This window comes from Angustibacter speluncae (assembly GCF_054777815.1).
The window spans coordinates 1-19,485 of sequence record NZ_BAAHAF010000117.1; the positions used below are offsets into that span (position 1 = coordinate 1).

17 protein-coding genes and 1 tRNA gene are annotated in these 19,485 nt (G+C 75.1%); 11 read left to right on the forward strand and 7 right to left on the reverse strand.

The genetic code is table 11. The annotated features are described in order from the left end of the window. The 5 genes from ACYVKY_RS14150 to ACYVKY_RS14170 form a co-directional block, all read left to right on the forward strand. The coding region (locus tag ACYVKY_RS14150) for an FtsB family cell division protein (RefSeq protein WP_460435634.1) at positions 1 to 521 on the forward strand (521 nt) is incomplete at its 5' end. Continuing rightward, on the forward strand, positions 518 to 1,033 hold the full coding sequence (locus ACYVKY_RS14155; RefSeq protein WP_460435635.1) for a DUF501 domain-containing protein: 516 nt from the start codon (positions 518 to 520) through the stop codon (positions 1,031 to 1,033). The genes ACYVKY_RS14150 and ACYVKY_RS14155, both read left to right, overlap by 4 nt. Beyond that, a complete protein-coding gene (locus ACYVKY_RS14160) occupies positions 1,030 to 1,956 on the forward strand; it encodes a Ppx/GppA phosphatase family protein (protein WP_460435636.1) in 927 nt (308 codons plus the stop codon). Before ACYVKY_RS14155 ends, ACYVKY_RS14160 begins: the two co-directional genes overlap by 4 nt. Positions 1,957 to 2,059: 103 nt before the next feature. Then, entirely contained in the window at positions 2,060 to 2,392 is a 333-nt protein-coding gene (locus tag ACYVKY_RS14165) for a PadR family transcriptional regulator (RefSeq protein ID WP_460435637.1), read from the forward strand. Then, positions 2,389 to 3,516: a hypothetical protein gene (locus ACYVKY_RS14170; protein ID WP_460435638.1), complete on the forward strand. Its 1,128-nt coding sequence runs from the start codon at positions 2,389 to 2,391 to the stop codon at positions 3,514 to 3,516. The genes ACYVKY_RS14165 and ACYVKY_RS14170 overlap by 4 nt, the downstream gene beginning before the upstream one ends. A gap of 15 nt (positions 3,517 to 3,531) precedes the next feature. Here ACYVKY_RS14170 and ACYVKY_RS14175 read toward each other — a convergent pair whose 3' ends face one another. From ACYVKY_RS14175 to ACYVKY_RS14185, 3 genes are all read right to left on the reverse strand, one after another. After that, complete coding sequence (locus ACYVKY_RS14175) at positions 3,532 to 4,314, reverse strand: alpha/beta hydrolase (protein WP_460435639.1); 783 nt, start codon at positions 4,312 to 4,314, stop codon at positions 3,532 to 3,534. A gap of 40 nt (positions 4,315 to 4,354) precedes the next feature. Beyond that, a complete protein-coding gene (locus ACYVKY_RS14180; RefSeq protein ID WP_460435640.1) occupies positions 4,355 to 4,537 on the reverse strand; it encodes a hypothetical protein in 183 nt (60 codons plus the stop codon). A gap of 119 nt (positions 4,538 to 4,656) precedes the next feature. Beyond that, positions 4,657 to 5,907, reverse strand: coding sequence for an MFS transporter (locus ACYVKY_RS14185; protein WP_460435641.1), 1,251 nt, complete (start codon positions 5,905 to 5,907; stop codon positions 4,657 to 4,659). Positions 5,908 to 6,034: 127 nt separating this feature from the next. Between ACYVKY_RS14185 and ACYVKY_RS14190 the strand changes: the two genes are divergently transcribed. Both ACYVKY_RS14190 and ACYVKY_RS14195 read left to right on the forward strand, forming a co-directional pair. Continuing rightward, on the forward strand, positions 6,035 to 6,811 hold the full coding sequence (locus tag ACYVKY_RS14190) for a uracil-DNA glycosylase (RefSeq protein ID WP_460435642.1): 777 nt from the start codon (positions 6,035 to 6,037) through the stop codon (positions 6,809 to 6,811). 118 nt (positions 6,812 to 6,929) lie between these two features. Next, positions 6,930 to 7,002 (forward strand) — tRNA-Leu (locus ACYVKY_RS14195). Here the strand turns inward: ACYVKY_RS14195 and ACYVKY_RS14200 are convergent. Continuing rightward, positions 6,962 to 8,257: an MFS transporter gene (locus tag ACYVKY_RS14200; protein WP_460435697.1), complete on the reverse strand. Its 1,296-nt coding sequence runs from the start codon at positions 8,255 to 8,257 to the stop codon at positions 6,962 to 6,964. The genes ACYVKY_RS14195 and ACYVKY_RS14200 overlap by 41 nt on opposite strands. A gap of 60 nt (positions 8,258 to 8,317) precedes the next feature. On the opposite strand from ACYVKY_RS14200, the gene ACYVKY_RS14205 reads away from it, so the two are divergent. From ACYVKY_RS14205 to ACYVKY_RS14220, 4 genes are all read left to right on the forward strand, one after another. Further along, positions 8,318 to 8,815: a winged helix-turn-helix transcriptional regulator gene (locus ACYVKY_RS14205; RefSeq protein ID WP_460435643.1), complete on the forward strand. Its 498-nt coding sequence runs from the start codon at positions 8,318 to 8,320 to the stop codon at positions 8,813 to 8,815. Positions 8,816 to 8,916: 101 nt separating this feature from the next. Further along, positions 8,917 to 9,984, forward strand: a complete 1,068-nt coding sequence (locus ACYVKY_RS14210; protein ID WP_460435644.1) for a Bax inhibitor-1/YccA family protein — start codon at positions 8,917 to 8,919, stop codon at positions 9,982 to 9,984. Positions 9,985 to 10,006: 22 nt separating this feature from the next. Next, entirely contained in the window at positions 10,007 to 10,336 is a 330-nt protein-coding gene (locus ACYVKY_RS14215; RefSeq protein WP_460435645.1) for a hypothetical protein, read from the forward strand. An 80-nt stretch (positions 10,337 to 10,416) separates the two neighbouring features. Next, complete coding sequence (locus ACYVKY_RS14220; protein ID WP_460435646.1) at positions 10,417 to 11,958, forward strand: amino acid permease; 1,542 nt, start codon at positions 10,417 to 10,419, stop codon at positions 11,956 to 11,958. A 3-nt stretch (positions 11,959 to 11,961) separates the two neighbouring features. Here ACYVKY_RS14220 and ACYVKY_RS14225 read toward each other — a convergent pair whose 3' ends face one another. The 3 genes from ACYVKY_RS14225 to ACYVKY_RS14235 are packed head-to-tail and all read right to left on the reverse strand — an operon-like array spanning position 11,962 to position 19,432. Then, positions 11,962 to 14,496: a DUF5682 family protein gene (locus ACYVKY_RS14225; protein WP_460435647.1), complete on the reverse strand. Its 2,535-nt coding sequence runs from the start codon at positions 14,494 to 14,496 to the stop codon at positions 11,962 to 11,964. Continuing rightward, entirely contained in the window at positions 14,493 to 15,623 is a 1,131-nt protein-coding gene (locus tag ACYVKY_RS14230) for an ATP-binding protein (RefSeq protein WP_460435648.1), read from the reverse strand. Before ACYVKY_RS14230 ends, ACYVKY_RS14225 begins: the two co-directional genes overlap by 4 nt. Then, positions 15,617 to 19,432: a DUF4132 domain-containing protein gene (locus ACYVKY_RS14235; protein ID WP_460435649.1), complete on the reverse strand. Its 3,816-nt coding sequence runs from the start codon at positions 19,430 to 19,432 to the stop codon at positions 15,617 to 15,619. The genes ACYVKY_RS14230 and ACYVKY_RS14235 overlap by 7 nt, the downstream gene beginning before the upstream one ends. Positions 19,433 to 19,485: the final 53 nt, after the last annotated feature.

The following is a 19,485-nucleotide window of genomic DNA, read 5'->3' on the forward strand; positions in this document are numbered from 1 at the left end:
TGCGCACGCCGCGCGTGGCCGGTCGCCCGCCCCGGGTGCCCGCGCCACCGCGCGGCCTGTCGCGCCGCGCCGCCGTGATGGCGGTGCTGCTGCTCGTCGTCGCCACCGCGATGTCGCCGTTCGTGCGGGCGCTGGTCGCGCAGCAGAGCCGCATCGCCGCCCTCGAGACCGACGTGGGCGAGCGCGAGCAGCGGGTGGCCGACCTGGAGTCCGAGCTGGCGCGGTGGGACGACCCCGCGTTCGTGGTGGCGCAGGCGCGGCAGCGCTTCACCTACGTGATGCCCGGCGAGGTGGGCTACGTCGTCCTCGACGACCCCGCGACGACCTCGCCGACGGAGGACCCGAGCGGCGCTGCGGCGCAGCAGGTCTCGGGTTCCGACAGCTCCTGGTTCGGCTCGCTGTGGAGCTCGGTGCAGCTGGCCGGCGAGGCGCCGGACGACGCCGTCGCCCCGGCCGGCGAGCAGCTCGACCCGCCCGCGACCGAGCCGGTGCCCGCCCCGGGCGTCACCGGCCAGCCGTGACCGGCGGCCACCCCGGCCGTCCGGTCGACGAGCCGGTCACGCCCGCCGACGAGGACGACGTCGCCGCCCAGCTCGGGCGCCGGCTGCGCGGCGAGCACACCGCCGCCCACCGCTGCACCTGCGGCGCCGTCGACGTCGTGCGCACCGCGCCGCGGCTCGACGACGGCACGCCCTTCCCCACCACGTACTACCTGACCTGCCCCCGGGCCACCGGTGCGGTGAGCACCCTGGAGTCGCAGGGGCTGATGAAGCAGATGCAGGCCCGGCTCGGCGAGGAGCCCGAGCTCGCCGAGGCCTACCGCGCGGCGCACGAGCAGTACCTCGCGAAGCGGGCAGAGCTCGGCGACGTCCCCGAGATCGACGGCGTCTCTGCCGGAGGCATGCCCGACCGGGTGAAGTGCCTGCACGTGCTGGTGGCGCACGCGCTCGCGTCCGGCCCGGGCGTGAACCCGCTCGGCGACGAGGCGCTCGACGCGCTCGACGACTGGGGCGCGCGCGGGCGGTGCGTGTGACGCGGGTCGCCGCGTTCGACTGCGGCACGAACTCGCTGCGCCTGCTGGTGGCCGACGTCGTCCACGGGCGGCTCACCGACGTCGTCCGCCGGATGGAGGTCGTGCGGCTCGGGCAGGGCGTCGACCGCACGGGCCGCATCGCCGACGAGGCGATGGAGCGGACGCTGGCGGTCGCTCGCCGGTACGGCGAGGAGTGCGAGCGGCTCGGGGTCGAGCGGTCGCGGTTCGTGGCCACGTCGGCCAGCCGCGACGCCTCGAACGCCGCCGAGTTCGTCGCCGGCGTGCGCGACGCGCTCGGTCTCGAGCCCGAGGTGGTGCCGGGCACCGAGGAGGCCGAGCTGTCCTTCGTCGGCGCCACCACCGGCGTCGTCGGGGGCGGCACCACCTGCGTGGTCGACCTCGGCGGCGGCTCCACCGAGCTGGTCGTGGGGGAGTCGTCGGTGCGGGCGGCGCACTCGATGGACGTCGGCTGCGTCCGGCTCACCGAGCGGCACCTGCAGGGCGACCCGCCGACGCAGCCCGAGATCGACGCAGCCGCAGGCGATGTCGAGGCGGCGCTCGACGCGGCGGCCCGCGACGTGCCGCTCGACGACGTCCGCACCCTCGTCGGGGTGGCCGGCACGGTCACGACCGTCACCGCGCACGCGCTCGGGCTCGACCGCTACGACCCGGCCGCGATCCACGGCGCCCGGCTGCCGGTCGAGCGGGTGCTCGAGGCGTGCGAGCAGCTGCTGCGGATGCCGCGGTCCGAGCGGGCCGCGCTCGGCTTCATGCACCCCGGCCGCGTCGACGTCATCGGCGCCGGCGCCCTGGTGTGGGCGCACGTGGTGCGTCGGGTCGTCGCCGCGTCCGGTGTGGCCGAGGTGGTCGCGAGCGAGCACGACATCCTCGACGGCATCGCGCTCGGCCTCGCCACCCGTTGACTTCCCGATCGGCTGCCGGTGTGTCGCCGTGGACGGTACCGCGCGGTGCGTACTACCGTGCTGCTCGCCGCACCGGACCCGGTGGGCGGGACGAGGAGGCGCGGTGGACACGACCCAGCTGCTCAAGGGGGTGCTCGACGTGGCGGTGCTGGCCGTGGTGGCCCGCGAGGACGGCTACGGCTACGACGTCGTGCGCCGGCTGCGCTCGGCCGGCCTCGAGGACGTCGGCGACGCCTCGGTCTACGGGACGCTGCGCCGGCTCTACGCCGCGGGCGTGCTCACCAGCTACGTGGTGCCCTCGGAGGAGGGGCCGCACCGCAAGTACTACGGCATCAACCAGCAGGGCCAGGCCATGCTGCACGAGCAGCGCACGTCCTGGAAGGCGTTCTCCCAGACCATGTCCCAGCTCCTCGAGCCCGCGGAGGTGCGGCCATGAGCACTCCCACCACGAACCCGGTCGCCTGGCACGAGGCGAGCTCGTACGCCGCCGCCGTGCGCGCCCACCTCGACGACCTCGCGCCGGAGGTGGTCGAGGAGCTGGCCGGCGGGCTGGAGGCCGACCTGCTCGACCAGGCCGAGGAGTCGTCCGACCCGCTCACCGGCCGGCTCGGCGACCCGGCGGCGTACGCAGCCGAGCTGCGGGCGGCGGCCGGCGTGCCGCCGCGCACCGCGCCGCCGCGGACGCGGACCTCGTTCCGGGAGGCGCTCGACGAGCTGACCGGCACGCTGCGGGCGCAGCCGTGGTGGCCGCAGGCCGTCCGCGTCGCGCACGAGCTGCGCCCGGCCTGGTGGGTGCTGCGCGCCTGGGTCGCGTTCCAGCTGGTGCAGGGGGCGATGGCCGGTCTCGGCTCGATCCTGCCGCGCACGGTCGGGCTGTGGGTGCTCCTGCTCCTGCTCGTCGCGGGCAGCTACGCCCTCGGCCGCGGGCTGTGGGCGCGGTTCGCGGCGACCCGGCCGCTGGTGCTGGTGGGCGACGTCCTGGCGGTGCTCCTGCTCCTGCCGGCGGTCGGTCTGGCGCAGGAGCCCTCCTACGGCGGCCCGGCCGCGGGGTACGTGGAGGACTCGGCCTCTGCGGCAACGGGTCTGGTGGCTGACGGGCGCACCGTCACCAACGTGTTCCCGTACGGCCCGGACGGCGAGCCGCTCAGCGGCGTGACGCTGCTCGACCAGGACGGCGAGCCGATCACGGTGGGGGCCGACCAGCTGCCCGGCGAGCCGGACGGCTCGGGTGACCTGCTGCGCGTGCAGGTGCCGAACTGGACCGCCGACGGCGACGTGGCGTGGAACGTCTTCCCGATGGGGACGGCGCTCGTCGACTCCGAGGACTTCTACTCCGGCTACTACGAGGGCGACGGCACCCCCGGCTCGGGCCTGCGTCCCCCGTACCGGGGGTACGACGAGGCGGAGGTCCCGCGGCCGCGGGTGCCCGACGTGCTCGTCGACCCCTCGCGCCGGCTGTCGTCGCAGCCCTCGCCGGGTCCGTCGGCGACGCCCTCGACGCCGACCCCGTCCGGCAGCGTGACGACGCGGGCCACCCCCCAGCCGACGCCCACGCCCTGACCGGTCGCGTCGGCGTCAGGCCAGGTGCTCGGCGAGCCAACGCACCTGGGCTCCGGCGTGGTCGCGCCAGTAGGTCCTGTCGTGGCCGCCGGGGTCGATCGTGAGCTCGGCCGTCGGCAGGGCGGCGCCGAACGCGCGGTTGGCCGCCACGAACGGGTCGGCGTCGCCGCAGTCGAGCCGCACCGGCACCTGCGCCAGGACGGCGAGGCGGGCGGGGTCGAACACGTCGTGCGCCTCGAAGTCCTCGCGGTCGTCGAACGCACCCGGCGCGCTCGCGCCCGGCTCGGTCCACAGCGCGGCGCTCTGCGCGACGACGGCGCCGACCCGCCCGGGGCCGAGGGCGGACGCCAGCAGCAGGGCGCCGTAGCCGCCCATCGACCACCCGAGCAGGCCGACCGGACCGTCCCAGCCGGTCTCGCGCACCAGCAGCGGCAGCAGGTCGTCGACGACCACCGCACCGGTGTCGGTGCCGTCGCGCCGCGGGTGCCAGTACGAGGTGCCGCCGTCGAGCGAGGCGACGGCGAGCCCGCTCGACGGCACGTGGTCGTCGAGGCGCAGGTCGTCGAACGCGGAGTCGGCGTCGCCGCCCTTGCCGTGCAGCACGACGACGAGCCCCGAGACCTCGGGCGGCAGCACGAGCCGCCACCGCACCTCGTCCGGGACGTGCGGGGAGGCGAGGCGTCCGGCCCGCTGCTCGACGCGTCGCGACCTCGCGGGCCCGCCGCACCCACCGAGGACGCCGGCGGCGGCCAGCGCGAGCACCGCCCGGCGCGAGGGCGGGACGAGAGGACGCGGCACGCCGGTCACGGTAGCCGCGCCGGCGCCGGTCGCCGCCGTCTCAGCGGCTGATGAGCCACGCACCCAGGCCGACCAGCACCCAGAACGGGACGCTGAGCAGCAGCGCGAGCAGCAGCCCGCGGGTGAACCGGTGCGTGGTGGGCGCGGTGCGGCCCGCCGTGCCGGTGGGGGACCCGGGCTCGCGCGGAGGGTCCGGCCGGCGCTCGGGGTGCGGTACGACCACCGGTGCCTCCTCCTGCGCGGACGCGTCGGTGCGCCGCTGGCGGAGCACGATGCCAGAGCCGGTGGACGCCGTCGACGTCCGTCCGGACGACACGCCGGTTCTGCGTACCGCGGGGTCGCTCAGGCCCGGCGTGCGCCCGGTAGCCACCGTCCGACACCGACGCCGAGGAGCACCGTGACCGCACCGAGCACCGCGACCGGCACGGCCACCCCGCCCGGCGCGAGCGCGAACGCGACGTAGACGGCGACGGCGAGCAGCTCGGCCAGCACGTTCGACGCGGAGGTGACGGTCGCGCGCGCGCCGTGCGCGACGGAGTCCTGCAGCCGCACCTCGCTCACCACGATCGTCACCTGGAGCAGGCCGTAGCCGAGGGCGAGCGGCACGATCCCGAGCGCCGGGTCGCCCGCGAGGGCGCCGACCGCGACCAGCGCGCCCGCCGCCGAGACCATCGCACCGACCGGCACCGGGCCCCACTGCGAGAACCGTTCGGCGACAGCGCCTCCGACCGCCTGGGCGACGGTGACGACGGTCAGCAGCAGCGGGACGGCGACGAGCGTGGCGCCCTGCTCGTCGAGCAGCAGGCCGAAGTACTCGTCGAACGCGAGCAGCCCGTAGAGGGTGGCCGACGCCAGCACGGCGCCGCGCAGCACCTGGGACGAACGCACCTCTCCCAGGCCGGTGCGCAGCGCGGTCCACCAGCGCCGCCACGGACCCTCCGCCCGTCGCCGCAGGTCGCCGGGGTCGCGCTCGTGCGCGCGCAGGTCGTCGACGTCGTCCTCGTCCAGCTCGTCGACCTCGCCCGCCGAGACCACCGGCGGTGCGGACGGCAGCGAGGCGGCCACCGCGAGCTGCAGGAGGCACACGGCGACGCTGACCCACCCGGCGAGCGCGTACCCGCCGACGGCGACCAGCGGCGCGGCGAGCAGGGTGGCGCCGGCCATGCCGGCCAGCGCGAGCGTCGTGCCGAGACCGATCACCCGCGCGTAGCGGTGCCGCGCGCCGAGGGCGGCCAGCTCGTCGTAGGCGAGGGCCTGGAAGGTGCCGGACGACAGGCTCCCGGACAGCCCCCACAGCACGAAGCCGATCGCGAAGCCGGTGAACGACGGGAACAGCACCCAGCAGGCGAAGGCCGCGGCGTAGACGACGGCGGCGGCGCACAGCAGGGCGCGCCGCGAGACCGTGTCGGCCCACGCGCCCGACGGCACCTCGAGCACGATGCCCACGGCCGACCAGATGACGAGCAGGACGGAGATCTCGCTCGTCGAGAGCCCGGCGTCGGCGAACAGCAGCGCGTAGACCGGGAAGACCGGCATCGTCTCGTCGAGCGCCTGCCAGGCCAGCAGCCGGCGGACGAGGGACCGCTCGCTCACGGGACGACGCCGGTCGGAGCCGTCCTGGTCACCGCGAGGTCAAGGTTCGTGCGAGTGCGTGGTCACGCCGTCACGGTGGACGCGGGCACGGGCGGCCGTCAAGCACCTTCCCGGTTAGCGTGACCGCGTGCCGACCGCCCTGCCCTTCCCCGCCGTGGCGACCCGGGCGGTCGCCCACGACGCGGGGCAGGTCGTGGCTCGTGCCCGCAGCACCCGCGACCTCGACACCCTCGACGCGCGCGTCGCGGCCTGCCGGGCCTGCCCGCGGCTGGTGGCCTGGCGGGAGGAGGTCGCCCTCGTCCGGCGACGTGCGTATGCCGACCACACCTACTGGGGCAGACCGGCTCCCGGCTTCGGCGACCCGCAGGCGCGGCTCCTGGTCCTCGGCCTCGCGCCTGCCGCGCACGGTGCCAACCGCACCGGCCGGGTCTTCACCGGCGACCGCTCCGGTGACTGGCTCTTCGCGGCGATGCACCGGGCCGGGTACGCGAACCAGGCCGAGAGCGTCTGGTACGGCGACGGTCTCGAGCTCAGCGACGCCCGCGTGGTCGCCTCGGTGCGCTGCGCCCCGCCCGCCAACCAGCCCACGCCCGCCGAGCGCGACACCTGCGCGCCGTGGCTCGACCGCGAGGTCGACCTGCTGCCGCGGCTGCGCGTGGTGCTGGCCCTCGGCGGCTTCGCGTGGGGAGCCGCGCTCGACCTCGCCCGTCGTCGCGGCTGGGCGGTGCCGCGTCCGCAGCCCCGGTTCGGCCACGGCGCCGAGGCGCTGCTGGTGCCGGCGCGCGGAGCCCCCGTCCACCTGCTCGGGAGCTTCCACGTGAGCCAGCAGAACACCTTCACCGGACGCCTGACCGCCGCGATGCTGGACGACGTCTTCGCCCGCGCCCGCGAGCTGTCCGTCTGAGACGCGGTCGGTCGGCTGTCCCCGCAGCCGCTGCACGAGGCATCCTGGCGTGGCACGCGTGTCGTCCCACCACTTCGGTGTCACCTCCGACACTGAACTGGGGAAACGGACAGTGCGAGCCCCTGTAGCCCAACGGCAGAGGCAGGCGCCTTAAAAGCGCTTCAGTGCGGGTTCGAGTCCCGCCAGGGGTACCGGCCGGACGCGGGTGAGCAGCGAGAGCACCGCGGCGACGGCGCACAGCGCGGCGCCTCCCCACCAGGCCCAGGTGTACGAGCCCACCTGGTCGCGCACGACGCCGGCGCCGAACGCGGCTGCGGCGGCGCCCACCTGGTGGGAGGCGAAGACCCAGCCGAACACGATCGTGCCCCGGTCGCCGAACAGCTCGCGGCACAGCGCGGCGGTCGGCGGGACGGTCGCCACCCAGTCGAGGCCGTAGACGACGACGAACAGCACCATGCTCGGGTGCACCGTGTCGGCCAGCAGCCACGGGAGCAGCAGCAGGCCGACCCCGCGGAAGGCGTAGTAGCCGACGAGCAGCAGCCGCGGGTCGAACCGGTCGGTGAGCCAGCCCGAGGCGATCGTCCCGACGATGTCGAAGACGCCGACGACGGCGAGCAGCCCGGCCGCGGTCGGCCCCGCCATCCCGTGGTCGTGCGCGGACGGGATGAAGTGCACGCCGATCAGGCCGTTGGTCGTCGCCCCGCAGATCGCGAACGCCGCGGCGAGCGCCCAGAACGTGCGGTGCCGCGCGGCGTGGGTGAGCCCCTCGACCGCGCGCCGGGCCGCGCCCTCGCGCGGCGGCAGCGGCGGGACCTGCGCGGGGTCGGTGGCGCCGTAGGGCAGCACCCCGCGGTCGGCCGGCTGGTCGCGCACCACGAACCAGACGGCCGGGACGACGGCCAGCGCCGCCGCCGCGACGACGAGCGACGCCGGACGCCAGCCCGCGGTGTCGGCCAGCGTGGCGACGACGGGCAGGAAGACCAGCTGGCCGGTGGCCGACCCCGCCGTGAGCACGCCCATCACGAGCCCGCGGCGGGTGGTGAACCAGCGGTTCGCGACGGTGGCGGCGAGCACCAGCGCCATCGACCCGGTGCCGAGCCCGATCAGCAGTCCCCAGAACACCAGCAGGTGCCACGACGCCGTCATCGCGGTGCTGCCGCCCGCGCCGAGGGCGACGAGCACGAGCGCGGCGGTGACGACGCGACGGATGCCGAACCGGTCCATCAGCGCGGCGGCGAACGGCGCGGTCAGGCCGAACAGGACCAGGTTGGTGCCGACCGCGAGCGACATGACGCTGGTCGACCAGCCGAACTCCTCGTGCAGCGGCACCATCAGCGCGCCCGGCGCGGCGCGGAACCCGGCCGCGCCGAGCAGGGCGAGGAAGGTGACGGCGGCGACCCACCAGGCGGGGTGGACGCGGTGGGCGCTGCGGGTGGTCGTGGTCACGAGTAGACTTTCTTCGACGAAGCCAGGTGGCGTGAGCGTAGACCACGAGGAGGGGTGCCGGTGCCGCTGCGGTCGGACTGGTCCGAGGAGCTGTGCCCCATCCGGCGCTCGCTCGACGTGCTCGGCGACCCCTGGGTGCTGCTGATCGTCCGCGACACCCTGCACGGGCGCGGACGGTACGAGGAGCTGCGCACGAACCTCGGCGTCTCCGACGCCGTGCTGAGCCGGCGGCTGCGGGCGATGGTCGAGGCCGGGCTGCTCGAGCGGGTGCCCTACCGCGACGGCGGCCGCGAGCGGCACGCGTACGCCGCCACCCGGGCGGCCGCCGACCTGCTCCCGGTGCTGCAGTCGCTCGTGGTGTGGGCCGAGCAGCACACGCCGACCCCGCCCGGGGGTGCGCACATGGCGCTGGTGCACGAGACCTGCGGCGCCGAGACCGTCGACGGCGCCACCTGCTCGGCGTGCGGTGAGCCGCTGCGGCCGCAGGACGTCGCGTGGGACAAGCCCTGGCGCGGCCGCCGCGAGCGGCTGCGCGCCCCCGGCGAGCTCGCCGGCTGACCACCCGACCGGACGAGGCGCCCTGCTGCCGGGAACGTCCGGAGGCGCTCGCGCATTACTGTGGGTACACAGGTACGTCAGGTACCGCCCAGGAGGGGACCATGCAGAGCAAGAACCCGGTGTTCGCCCGGACCGCTGAGTTCTCCGGCCGCCCGCAGCAGGCGCAGTTCGGCCGGCCCGGACAGTTCCAGGGCCAGCAGCAGCACGGCCAGCAGCAGCAGTACGGCCAGCAGCAGCAGTACGGCCAGCAGCAGTACGGCCAGCAGCAGTACGGCCAGCAGCAGTACGGCCAGCAGCAGTACGGCCAGCAGCAGTACGGCCAGCAGCAGTACGGCCAGCAGCAGTACGGCCAGCAGCAGTACGGCCAGCCCGGCTACCCGCAGCAGCAGTACGGCCAGCAGCAGTACGGCCAGCCGTACGGCGCGCCCGCGCAGTCCCAGCAGGAGCTCGACGACCTCTACGGCCGTCCCGCCGCCGGGCCCGCCCGCACCGGCCGGATGACCTACGACGACGTCGTGGTCCGCACCGCCGCGCTGTTCGCGATCCTGCTCGTCACCGCCGGCGCCACCTGGTTCTCGATCACCTCGGGCATCGTCCCCGTCGGCATGCTGATGCCGCTGTGGATCGGCTCGATGCTGCTCGGCCTCGGCCTGGCGCTGGTGATCGCGTTCCAGAAGAAGGTCCGCCCGCCGCTGATGATGGCGTACGCCGCTGTCGAGGGCGTCTTCATCGGCGCGATCTCGCTGTTCTTCGAGACCGTCTACCCGGGCATCGTCCTGCAGGCCGTGATGGGCACCCTGGGCGCGTTCGGCGCGATGCTGGTGGCCTACAAGGTCAAGGCGATCCGGGTCACCCCGAAGTTCACCCGCATCCTGATCATCGCGACCCTCGGGTACCTGGTGTTCTCGCTGCTGAACTTCGCCGGCGTGATGCTGCTCGGCCTGCCGAGCGTGTACTCGATGGGCCTGCTCGGCATCGGCATCAGCATCTTCGGTGTGGTGCTGGCGTCGCTGAACCTGGTGCTCGACTTCGACTACATCGACCGCGGCGTGCAGTCGGGTCTGCCGCAGCAGTTCGCGTGGGTGGCCGCGTACGGCCTGCTCGTGACGCTGGTCTGGCTGTACATCGAGATCCTGCGCCTGATCGCGATCCTGCGCGGCAACGACTGACGGTCGTCCGCCGACCCTGCACGTGACCCTGCGCGTGACACCGCACGACGACACCGACGACCCGGCGCGCGAGCTGCGCCGGGTCGTCGACCGTCTCGCCGGTCTCGGGCCGGAGCGGGTGCAGCGTCCGGGGGCCGACGGGGTGGCCGCGTCCGAGCGGGTCCGCGCCCTGCTCGACCTGCTGGCCGCGCAGGCGGCCGACCTGCGCGGCGACGACCGCCGCGAGGTGCCGCTGCTGCGGCCCCACGCCCTCGGCGACCAGCTCACGGTGCTCGTCCGCGAGGCCCTCGACGCCGGCGCCGACGCGTCCGCCGTGCGGGCGCACCTGACCGACCTGCGCCGAGCCCTCTAGGACGCCGGCGAGACGGCCGGGCGCGTCCCTGGCGCCGGGCGGTCCGCAGTGCCAGGGTGACCTGCCATGGAGACCGTGGCATGAGCGTCTGGCGCACCAAGTCGATCGAGCAGTCCATCGCCGACACCGACGAGCCCGAGTACCAGCTGAAGAAGCGGCTCACCTGGCTCGACCTCACGGTGTTCGGCGTCGGCGTCGTGATCGGGGCCGGCATCTTCACGCTGACCGGCCGCGCCGCCCAGGCGTACGCCGGCCCGGGCATCGTGCTGTCGTTCGTGATCGCCGGCGTCTGCTGCGCCCTGGCGGCGCTCTGCTACGCCGAGTTCGCCTCCGCCGTGCCGGTCTCCGGCTCGGCGTACACCTTCTCGTACGCCTCGCTCGGCGAGATGGTCGCCTGGATCATCGGCTGGGACCTGCTGCTCGAGCTCATGCTCGGGGCGGCCGTCGTCGCCCAGGGGTGGTCGGCCTACGCACAGGACTTCCTGGCCAAGATCGGCATCGACTGGCCGGCCTCGATCGGCTACGACGAGACCGCGGGCTTCGGGCACCCGAACCTGCTGGCGCTGCTTCTGGTCGTGGTGCTCGGCGTGCTGGTGACGGTCGGCATCAAGGAGTCGATGCGGGTCAACCTGGTGCTGGTCGCGCTCAAGGTCTTCATCGTGCTGTTCGTCATCGTCGCCGGGCTGTTCTACGTCAACGGCGCCAACTACGACCCGTTCATCCCGCCGGCCGAGGGCGGCGTCGCCGCCGAGTCGACGCTGCTGACCCCGCTGGTGCAGCTGATCTTCGGCATCGAGCCGCAGGTGTTCGGCGTCCTCGGCGTCGTGACGGCCGCCTCGATCGTGTTCTTCGCCTACATCGGCTTCGACGTGGTCGCCACCACCGCCGAGGAGGCGAAGAACCCCAAGCGCGACCTGCCGATCGGCATCCTCGGCTCGCTCGCGATCTGCACGGTGCTCTACATGGCGGTCTGCCTCGTGGTCACCGGCATGGTGAAGTACACCGACCTGGAGGCGGGGGCGCCGCTCGCCTCCGCGTTCGAGGCGGTCGGACGGCCCGGCTTCGCCACGCTGATCAGCGCGGGTGCGGTCGCGGGCCTCACCACCGTCGTCATGACGCTGATGATCGGCGCGGCGCGCGTGCTGTTCGCGATGAGCCGCGACAACCTCGTGCCGCACGGCGCCGGCAAGGTGCACCCGCGGTTCGGGACGCCGTCGCGCATCACGATCGGCATCGCCGTCGTGGTCGGCCTGGTCGCCGCCTTCACCCCGATCGGCAAGCTCGAGGAGATGGTGAACATCGGCACGCTGGCGGCGTTCACGCTCGTGTCGGTGGCGGTCATCGTGCTGCGACGCACCCGTCCGGACCTGCCGCGGCCGTTCAGGGTGCCGTTCGTGCCGGTGCTGCCGATCGTGTCGGCGCTCATCTGCGTCTACCTGATGCTGAACCTCTCGCTCGAGACCTGGCTGCGGTTCCTGGCGTGGATGGCCCTCGGGTTCGTCATCTACTTCGCCTACGGCTACCGCCGCTCGCGCCTGGCCACCGGCGACGCGCTCAGCGTGGGCGTCGCGCACCGCGACCCCGCGACCGACGACGGGGGAGCGCCGCCGAAGGCGCTCTGACCCTCAGCCGGCGACGCGCGCGCCCAGGCCGTCGCGACGCAGCACGGCGGCCAGCGCGAGCTCGAGCCGCGACCCGCGCTCGAGGTCGTCGGCCGTGGTCGCGTGCACCTGGTCGAGCGGGGCGGCGCCCTCGGCGTCGTGCAGGCGCAGCACGCCGGACGCGAGGTCGGCGGTCTCCTGCGGGGTCAGGCCGGTGAAGGCCTGCCGCAGGTCGGGCAGCGCCGCGACGAACGTCTCGGCGTCCCAGCCGCGGACGAGCCCGTCCAGGCCCTCGAGCAGCGCAGGCACCCGCAGCACCAGCTCGGGGGCGGCGGCCATCAGCCCGCCGAGGAAGCGCACCGCCTCGGTCGGTGTGGCGCCCGGGCCGAAGCGGGCGACCACCTGGTCGGTCAGGCGCTCCTCGTCGTGCACGCCCTCGACGAACAGCAGGGCGGACGCGGCTCCGGCGACGCCCGGCACCGTCGCGGCGTCGTCGGCGAGCCGGTGCAGCACCTCGACCAGCGTGCCGTCGACGAGCTCGGGGTCGATCTCGGCGAGCACCCGGCCGAGCTCGCGGGCCGACAGCAGCCGCTTCACCGCGGCCGGCTCGTCGGCGGCCGCGGCGCCGCCGACGCCCGGCAGGAGGAAGAGCACGCCGGGCCACACCCGGGTCAGCAGCGAGGCCAGCTGCGGGTCGCCCTGCACCCCCAGCGGCTCGCGCGCCCGCCACAGCGTGGCCAGCCGGTGCCCGCACTCCAGCACGGACGCGAGGGAGGGGTCGTCGTCGAGGTGGCGGCGCAGCAGGGTGAGCAGCGCCGGCAGCCGCTCGTGCAGCCCGACCAGGCACGCCCGCACCACCAGCGCCACGACCGCCGCGGCGCTGCGCCCCCGGCCCTGCTCCGACAGCGCGGCCTCCTCGCGCTGCAGCCGGGCCAGGCAGGCCGACTGCACGTCGGCGCCGTCGGTCGACACCTCGATCAGGTGCGCCTCGACCGAGGGGGTCCAGGCCGCGACCCACTCCTCGAACAGCAGGTCCTGGCGGCCGCCGCCGACGAAGTCGGGACCGCTGCGCCACTGCGCCAGCCCGGCGCCGAGGTACGACATCGCGTGCAGGAAACGGCTCCGGTCGCGGTGCCGCTCCTTGCGGTACAGGTCGAGCCGCACGGTGCGCGGCGTGCTGTCGTCGAGCCGCACACCCGCCGCACGGGCGCGGCGGCGGGCGTCCTCGACCAGGGGCGGCGACCCGGCGGACGGCGGCACGTCGCCGACCGCGGTCCCACCCAGCAGCACGGCGAGGTCGCCGAGCAGCCCGCGGGTGCCGTCGTCGACGGCGCCCTTCACGAAGCAGGAGCGGGCGGCGTCGACGACGTCCTGGCGTCCGGGGCCGGGGTTGCCGCGCAGGGCGGCCAGCCGCGCCGCCTGGGCGACCGCCGCCTGCACGTGCGCGGTCGACAACGGGTCGGCGCGGTCGTGCTCGCGGGTCGAGCGCGCGAGCCGGGTGAGCACCGACAGCGCGGACGCACCGAGCGGGTCGGGGTCGCCGTCCTCGGTGCGCTCCCAGACCTGCTGGTACCAGCCGGGGCTCGGCATCCCGGACGCGTAGCCACCGAGCGCGTCGAGCTGGGCGAAGCCGTAGCGGATCAGCCAGGAGTCGTCGTGCCGCTTCACCGCTCGCGGGCGTCGGGCCGTGCGCCACGACCGCACCAGCTCGAGGGTGTGGAACCCGCCGGTGACCACGACCACGGGGCCCTCGACCTCCTGCCGCCAGCGCCGGACGTGCGCGGCCATCACCCGCTCGCGCGGCAGCGAGTTCTCGGCTTCGAGCACCTGGGGCTCGTAGTCGAGGCGGGCCATCGCGCACCAGGCGAAGACGTCGTGGAAGAACCCGCGCCAGTCGTCGGCGGGGTCGCGGTCGCGCAGCTCGAACAGCCGGTCCCACAGGTCGTGGTGGTCGGCGCAGCCCAGCCGGTCGGCCATCGCCTGCACGTAGTCGCTGTGGGCGAGGTAGCGCTCCTCGACCATCGCGGGCGAACCCGGGTCGTCGACCTCCAGCTCGTCGTCGGGCGCGTCGTCGGGGACCTCGCCGGGGTCGGCGTCCGGCTCGGGAGGCGCTGCGTCCGAGGGGGTCTCGCGCGGCGGGCGGGTGCGGTGCCAGGCCTGGTCGGCCCACGGCATGTCGACGAGCGCGAGTCGTGCGCCGAGCGCGGCGCCCTCGCGCAGCGCCACCCACTCGGGGCTGTAGTCGCACAGCGGGTAGAACGACGACCTCACCGACGCGGCGCGCCGGCTCTGCGCCAGCATCGCCACCGGCGCGCGGGTCTGCTCGTCGACGACGAGCGGCACCAGGTGGTCGAGGTCGGCGGGCCCCTCGACGAGCACCGCCGCGGGGCGCACCTCGCGCAGCAGCGACCGCAGCGCCCGCGCGCAGCCCGGGCTGTGGTGCCGGACGGGCACGAACCACACGTCGTCGGCGCCGCCGAGCAGCTCGGCCGCGGCGTCGCGGACGACGTCCGGCAGCTCGGTCGTCGACGTGGCGTCCGTCGCGTCCGACGTGGTCACTGCCAGAGCCCGCGCGCCGCCTCGTGGAACGCCTTCCAGCGGGCGTCGCGCCGGGCGCGCTCGCGCACGACCGTGTCGAAGTAGTGCCGTACCCGCTTGGCGTCGTCGGCGCTGTCCTTGAGCACCACGCCGTGCAGCTGCTGGGCCACCTCGCGCGGGGTGAGCGTCCCGTCGCCGAGGTGGCGGGCCTGCAGCGCCGCGGCGTGCGCGACGTTCACCGCCTCGGCGGTCGACATCACGGTGTCGAGCGAGCGGATCGCGGTGCCGTCGGCGGTGCGACCGGCCCGCAGCTCCTGGAACGTGGTGACCAGCAGCGACACCACCTCGCGCGGCACGGTCACCGGGTGCGGCGACGACGCCAGCTCGCGGGTCACCTGGGCGGTGACGAGCTCCACCTCGAAGTCGTGGTCGGCGATCGGCCGCACCGTCTCGAAGTTGAACCGCCGCTTCAGCGCCGACGACATCTCGTTGACGCCGCGGTCGCGCAGGTTCGCCGTCGCGATGACGTTGAACCCCCGCCGTGCCAGCAGCCGCGCGCCGGCCGGGTCGGTGCGGGTGAGCTCGGGCACCATCAGCTGCTTGTCGCTCATCAGCGAGATGAGCACGTCCTGGATCTCCGGTGGGCAGCGGGTGATCTCCTCGACGCGGACGAGGCGCCCCTCGCTCATCGCCCGGTGCACCGGCGAGGGCACCAGCGCCCGCGGCGTAGGTCCTTCGGCGAGCAGCAGCGCGTAGTTCCAGCTGTAGGTGAGCTGGTCCTCGGTGGTGCCTGCCGTGCCCTGCACCGTCAGGCCCGAGTCGCCGCTGATCGCCGCCGCGAGCAGCTCGGACAGCAGCGACTTCGCCGTGCCCGGCTCGCCGACGAGCATCAGGCCCTGGTGGCCCATCAGCGTGACGACGGCGCGGTCGACGAGCGGGTCGTCGCCGTAGAACTTGCGGGTGACGCCGAGGGCGGCGTCGCCCAGGACGAACCGGCGGACGGCCCGTGGCGACAGGTGCCACCCAGGCGGACGCGGGTCGGCGTCGGCCTCGGCCAGGCGCGCCAGCTCGTCGGCGAACCGCGTCTCCGGCGGCAGCCGGACCGCGCCGTCGTCGGCCTCGACCGGCACGGGGGTCTCGCTCACCACGCGGTCACCTTCTCCCACTGGGGGTCGAACGCACCGGCGGCGGCGACGGCGCGGTAGTCGGCGTACGTCTCCGCGAGCAGCACCCGCGGCACCTCCTCGAGCGGACGGGAGCGCGCGTTCCAGGACCGCGACCGGGTGTCCTCGAACACCAGCGTCTTCACTGCGGCGGCGATGTTCTCCTCCGGCAGCGTGCTGCCGGTGAACTCGACCACGGCGCGCAGCCCGGTGCTGTCGAAGTCCTTGAAGTAGCGGTAGAACCAGCCGCCGTCCTCGGCCTGGTCGCGCTGGTAGCCGCGCTTGGTGAGTGCGCCGCGGATGGTGAACGTGTCGGTGACCCAGCCGAGGTGGTCGTCGACGACGTGCACCGGCTCGTTCCGCTCCGACCGCAGCACGACGTCGGGCGGCAGGTTGCCGAGCTGGTCGAAGAGGGGAGCCACCCGGTAGTCGCGCAGGTGCGCGCGCCACGCCTCGCGCTCGTCGGCGTCGAGCAGCGACCCGTGCGCCAGGCGCACCCGGTGGTCGGCGGGCAGCTCGACCTCGTCGTCGTCGGGGTCGAGCAGGCTGCCGTCGTCGGCGGGACGGAACGCCTTGTGCGCGAACCCGTCCGAACCCTCCGGTCCGAGGTCGAGCCACACCAGGCGCTGCACGAGCCGGCCGGCGAGCGGGTGGGCGCGCAGGAACTCGTCCCAGTCGGCGGCCGGCCAGGTGCGGTCGGTGCACATCGCCTCGTACAGGCGGGAGGTCTGCAGGTCGACGACCTGCTTCACCTCCTTCTTGTGCGCGGTGAGCTCCTTCTTCGCCTCCGTCGCCGCCTCGGCGTCGTCGTCCTGGCGCGGCGCCGGCAGCGCCTTGAGCACCTTGCCGTCGGGGCTGCGCAGCACCGGCTTGAGCGCGGTGTCGAGCGTGACCGAGAACCTCCGCGGGCCGTACGACAGCTCGAGCGTGCCGGACTCGTCCAGCCCCGCGGTGGGGATGGTGCGGTCGGCGAGCTGGTCCTGGCTCCAGCCGCGGCGCTCGGCGATCGCCTCGACGTGCGCGAGCGCCCGCTCCTGCACCGACCTGGTGCGGTACCGCCGCGAGATGCTCAGCAGCAGCTGGATGACCGCGGGGTCGTCGCTGCCGGACAGGCCGTCGAGCAGCGCCTCGACCTGGGCGCGGCGCTGGTAGTGGTCGCGGGTGTACTGGCGCACCACCTCGACCGCGGCGGGGCCCGGTGCGCCGGCGGTCAGCGCCAGCACCCCCTTGGCCGCGATCGCGCTGCCGAGGTACTCGCCGAGCTTCTCGGCCCGCGCGGCCGCCACGCACTGCTCGAGGGTCTTGTCGTACATCGACTCGTAGAACGCGCGCTGCTCGGCGCTCATCCGGGACGCCTGGGGTCCGGTGCGGGCGTTCTGCAGGTACTGCTGGTACTGCGCGTGCCGACGCGGTCCCTCGGCGGCGGCGTGGGCCTCGGCCTCGTCGTGGCTGGGGTGCCGGGTGTCCTGCGCGACGAACTCGCGCAGCACCGTCTCGCCGAGCGCGGCGCGGCTCGGTGCGTCGAGCAGCCCGAGGTAGCGGGTCAGCAGCGCGTTGCCGGCCGGCTCCTTCAGCTTGCCGGCGAGCACGACCCACCACCGCAGCACGTCGGGCTCGACCTCGGCGCCGTCGGCCCAGCGAGCCGGGGGCAGCCGGTCGAACGGGAACCAGGTCAGGGCCGCCGGCACCTTGGCGCGCAGGCCCTTGCGCGCCTCGGCGAGGAGGGTGGCGGGGGACAGGTCGCCGGAGATGTCGTCGCCCAGCGCCTCGAGGGCGGTGAGCAGGGCGGCGCGCACGGTCTCGCGCCTCTCGCCTGCGAGGACGCGCCGCAGCACGGGCACGGACGCGGGGTCGCCGAGCCGCCCGAGCCACGCCGCCGCCTCGACCCGCACCTCGCTCTGCCCGTGCGAGAGCGACTCGGCGACGCGTGCGCCGATGTCGGGGAGCGCGGACAGCGCCTGCTGCGCGGCGGCGCGGTGCGTGCGGCCCTGGCCGAGCGCGAGCTCGGTGAGACGGGGCACCCAGCGGGACGGCAGCACCGGGAACGTGGCGAGCACCCGCAGCGTCTCGCCGACGTCGACCGGGTACCAGCGGCTCTGCTCGCTCAGCGTGTCGGCGGACAGACCCAGGCCCTGGTCGACGAGCTCGGGGTGCTCGGCGAAGAAGGGCCAGACCCGGTCGGCCGGCAGCTGGTCGACGGGGGTGGCGCCGTACCAGCTGCGCAGGAGCGAGGCACGGCCCACGGCGGCCACGCCCTCGTCGCCCGGGAAGACGGCGGCGACCGCCCGCAGGTCGATCGAGCCCTCCGGCCGGCCGAGCAACCACTGCTGGAACCCGCCGTCGTGCCAGAACGCCGCGCCCGGCCGGCTGGCCGCGACCCAACGCACCTGGTGGGCGGCCGTGAACGCCGGCAGCTCCTGCAGGCGCCAGCGGTGCTCGACCACCTGCACCAGCCGGCGCAGCCGCTCGACCTTCACCGAGGACGCCGGGCGCGTGCCGTCGACGATCGCGACGACCTGCCGCAGCTCGCCGTCGCCGACCTTGCGCAGCTCGGCGAGACGCCTTGCCGCCCAGTCGTACCGGTGCTTCGAGGTGCGGTTGCGCTCCTCCTCGCGCAGCGCCTCCTGCTCGGCGTCCCGGACGCAGTCGGCCAGGTTGCGCCGCAGCGCCTCGACCCCCGCCTCACCGAGCGGCTCGTCGGTGAACCGCTCGTAAGGCGGGGGTTCCGGGAGCGCGGTGTCGGCGGTGGTGCTCGCCACGAGCGCCGCGGTCGCCTCGCGGACGGCCTGCAGCACCGGCTTGCTGGTCTCGGTGCGCTCGGCCTCCTGCAGCGGCGCGAGGGCGACCTCGCCGGGGAAGCGGGCGAGCAGGCGCGCGGCCTGGGTGCGCTCGGACGTCGTGCCCTCGCGCAGCAACCCCACCAGCAGGTCGACGCGCTGCTGCTCGGGCACCAGGCCGAGGTGGGTCGCGGCGGCGTCGCGCGCCTGCTTGCTCGCGTCGACGGCCAGCCGCACCAGCACGGGCGCGAACTCGCGGGCCAGGGCCGCGTCGGCGCCGAGCCGCTGCACCAGCGCCACGCGACCGGTGGCCGACAGCGCGGCCGGCAGCTCGCCGACCTGCGCGGGGTGCCGCCGCAGGTAGTCGGCGGTCGCCGGGGATGACACGAGCGGGGCGAGGTGGCCCTGGTAGTAGGAGTCGATGCCCTTGCGCTCGAAGCCGATCCGCAGCACCAGCGCGGGGTCGGGCCGGTCGTCGGCGGCCAGCAGCGCGTCGACCAGGTGCAGGTGCGCACCGGGCACCCGCGGGGTCTGCCGGTGGCCGGTGCCCTCGTGGGCACCGAAGACCATGTCGTTGACGAGCGCCTGGAGCCACGTCGGCGCGCCCGCCCCGGGGTCGTCGACGTCGCCCGGCGCGACCGCGGCCGCGAGCACCTTGCCGAGCCGCACCAGCACCTCGATCGTCACCCCGCCGGGGTGCTCGACCGGCAGGCCGGTCCACAACGCCGCGCGGGCCACGAGACTCGCCTGCGCCGCCGTGGCGACGGGCTTCGACGTCCCGTGCACGTGGTAGTGCCAGCGCAGGCGCCCCGGCCGGCCGAGGACCGCGGCGGGCGTGGGCGTCCCGGTCACCCGCGGGAGGTGCAGCAGCACCTCGGGGTCGGTGCCGTCCAGGACGAACCGGGTCGCGCGGCCGGCCAGCCCGCGCTCGGCGAGGTCGAGCGGCGCCAGCGCCTCGCGCACGCGATCCGCGACGGGGTCCTGCCCACCGCCCAGCAGCCGTCCGATGATGCCCACGCGTCCCCCTCGTCGTCCCTGTCCCGTCCGGGATCCCCCTGCTCGCGATTGTG